The 2,406-nt window shown below is 65.2% G+C and carries 3 protein-coding genes; 2 read left to right on the top strand and 1 reads right to left on the bottom strand.

Annotated features, from left to right (window positions below; genetic code table 11):
* The coding region (locus AC1D1Y_RS25895) for a uracil-DNA glycosylase family protein (RefSeq protein WP_477684878.1) at positions 1-309 on the top strand (309 nt) is incomplete at its 5' end.
* 7 nt (positions 310-316) lie between these two features.
* Here the strand turns inward: AC1D1Y_RS25895 and AC1D1Y_RS25890 are convergent.
* Positions 317-1,204, bottom strand: a complete 888-nt coding sequence (locus tag AC1D1Y_RS25890) for a DMT family transporter (RefSeq protein WP_477684877.1) — start codon at positions 1,202-1,204, stop codon at positions 317-319.
* Positions 1,205-1,298: 94 nt separating this feature from the next.
* Between AC1D1Y_RS25890 and pyrF the strand changes: the two genes are divergently transcribed.
* The gene (pyrF, locus tag AC1D1Y_RS25885) at positions 1,299-2,135 is read left to right on the top strand and encodes an orotidine-5'-phosphate decarboxylase (protein ID WP_477684876.1); all 837 of its coding nucleotides are present in this window, start codon (positions 1,299-1,301) and stop codon (positions 2,133-2,135) included.
* Positions 2,136-2,406: the final 271 nt, after the last annotated feature.

Below are 2,406 nucleotides of genomic sequence, written 5' to 3'. Positions count from 1 at the left end.
GTGCTGCTGGCACCGCTGGTGCGCGGCGCGGCCGCCGGCGTGGGCGCCGCCCTGCCCGAGGCGCTGCCGGCCCTGCTGGCCAGCGCGCAGCCCGACGTGGTGCTGGTCATGGGCCGCCTGGCTGCACAGGCTTTGCTGCAGTCCGGCGAACCTTTCGGCAAGCTGCGCGGCCAGGTGCACGGCCTGCACGGCGCTCACACGGTGGTGACCTACGACGCCACTTATTTGCTGCGCAACCCGTCCGACAAGGCCAAGGCCTGGGACGACCTGTGCCTGGCCATGAGCCGTGTCAGGCCCGCAGCCGGTTAAGACCGCTTCAGGCCTTGGCGGTGTCCCGGCTGGGCGCCAGCACCGAGGCGATCGCCGCCACCATCAACACCACCGCTGCCCAGTCCTGCCAGTGCAGCACCTCGCCCAGGCCCAGCGCGCCTGAAAACACGCCCAGGATGGGAATCATCATCACGCTCAGGGTCGAGGCCACAGGCGGCAGCGCGCGCGCCAAGGTGAACCAGGCCGCGTGGGCAAAACCGAAGATCAGCACCGCGTTGTAAAGAATCGCGCCCCAAGTCGTGGGCGAGGGTGCCTTCCACTGCGGCATTTCAAAGACGATGCCCAGCACGGTCAGCACCACGGCCGTCATCACCGTCATCCAGAAGGACAGCGTGAGCGTGGCCGCCGCGATGGTGGTCTTGCGCAGCATCTGTGTGCCTAGCGCCCACACGGCCGCCGCCACCAGCGCGCACAGCACGCCCAGCGGCCGGCCCGACAGATTCGTCAGCTCATACCAAAGCAGCAGTGCCACGCCCACAGCGGCAGCTGCCACACCCAGCCAGTTGCGGGGTTTGAGCTTCGCGCCGAAGAACCAGGCGCCCAGCAGCGCCGAAAAAATCGGCATGGTGTAGCCCAGGATGGCCGCGCGCCCGCTGCTGAGGTTTTTCACCGCCAGGATGATCAGCGCATGCCAGACAAACATATTCGCCGCCGCCAGCCAGAACAGCTCGCGCCACTTGTCGCGCGGCACGAAGAACGGCACCTTGAGCAGCACCATCGCCAGCCCCAGCACCGGAATCCCCAGCCAGATTGAAATCGCCCGGAAAGTCAGCGGCGGATAGTCCGCGATGCCCATCTTCATCACCGGCCAGTTCAAGCCCCAGACCAGGGTGAGAAGGACCAGCAGGACGAGTTGGCGTTGGGAGAGTTGCATGGGTGGGTGGCTGGGTGGGGGCGGGTGGTTTTGCGCGATTGTCCCGGTTTGGGGGAAAACCTGCTTTGGGAGCCACCTTCTTACAATACGGGTTATGACTTTCCTCGACATGCTCACCGCCGCAGAACGCCAGAACCATTCCATGCTCTGCGTCGGCCTGGATCCGGAGCCGACCAGATTCCCCGGCAAGCTCAAGGGCGACGCCAACAAGATTTACGATTTTTGCGCGGCGATTGTCGATGCCACCGCCGACCTGGTGATTTCCTTCAAGCCGCAGATCGCCTACTTCGCCGCCCATCGCGCCGAAGGCCAGCTCGAACGCCTGATGGAACACATGCGCCGCGTCGCGCCGCAAGTACCCATCATCCTGGATGCCAAGCGCGGCGACATCGGCTCCACCGCCGAGCAGTACGCCAAGGAAGCTTTTGAGCGCTACGGCGCCGACGCGGTGACGCTCTCGCCCTTCATGGGCTTCGACTCGGTCGCGCCCTATCTGAAGTACGAAGGCAAGGGCGCGTTTTTGCTGTGCCGCACCTCCAACCCCGGCGGTGACGATTTGCAGAACCAGCGTTTTGCGTCCATTGAAGGCCAGCCGCTGCTGTATGAACACGTGGCGCGATTGGCGCAAGGGCCGTGGAACCTCAACGGCCAGTTGGGGCTGGTGGTGGGGGCGACCTATCCGGCGGAGATCGAGCGTGTGCGTGCTGTTGCGCCTGTCCTGCCTTTGCTGATTCCCGGTGTTGGGGCGCAGGGTGGGGATGCGGTGGCCACCGTCAAGGCTGGCTGGCGGGCCGGGGCGCCCATCATCGTCAATTCTTCTCGGGCTATTTTGTATGCGTCCAGTGGGGATGATTTTGCTGAGGCTGCTCGGCGGGAGGCGGTGAGGACTCGCGATGTCCTGGAGGCGGCTCGCGGGGAGGCTTCGAAATAGGCCGGTTCTTGCTCCGGCGGCGCGCTCTCTGCTGAGGGCGGTTGGCCGGGGATTGCCCGGCGGCAAGTAACTTTYTTTTGCTTCGCCAAAAGAAAGTCACCAAAGAAAAGGCGACCCGCAGTCTGGGTCCCTACGCTTCGCTACGGGCAACCTGCGGTGCTCGACTACGGCGGGGTCTCGCGCAAACTCGCTTCGCTCAGACAAGCGCGATCCCTGATCCGCCTACGTCTGCGCTCCTCGGCCCAGCCAGGACGGGGCAATCGGGAGCGGG

This window comes from Polaromonas sp. P1_G1 (assembly GCF_056405595.1).
The sequence above is the reverse complement of the archived record's forward strand: the minus strand, read 5'-3'. Positions and strand labels throughout refer to the sequence as shown.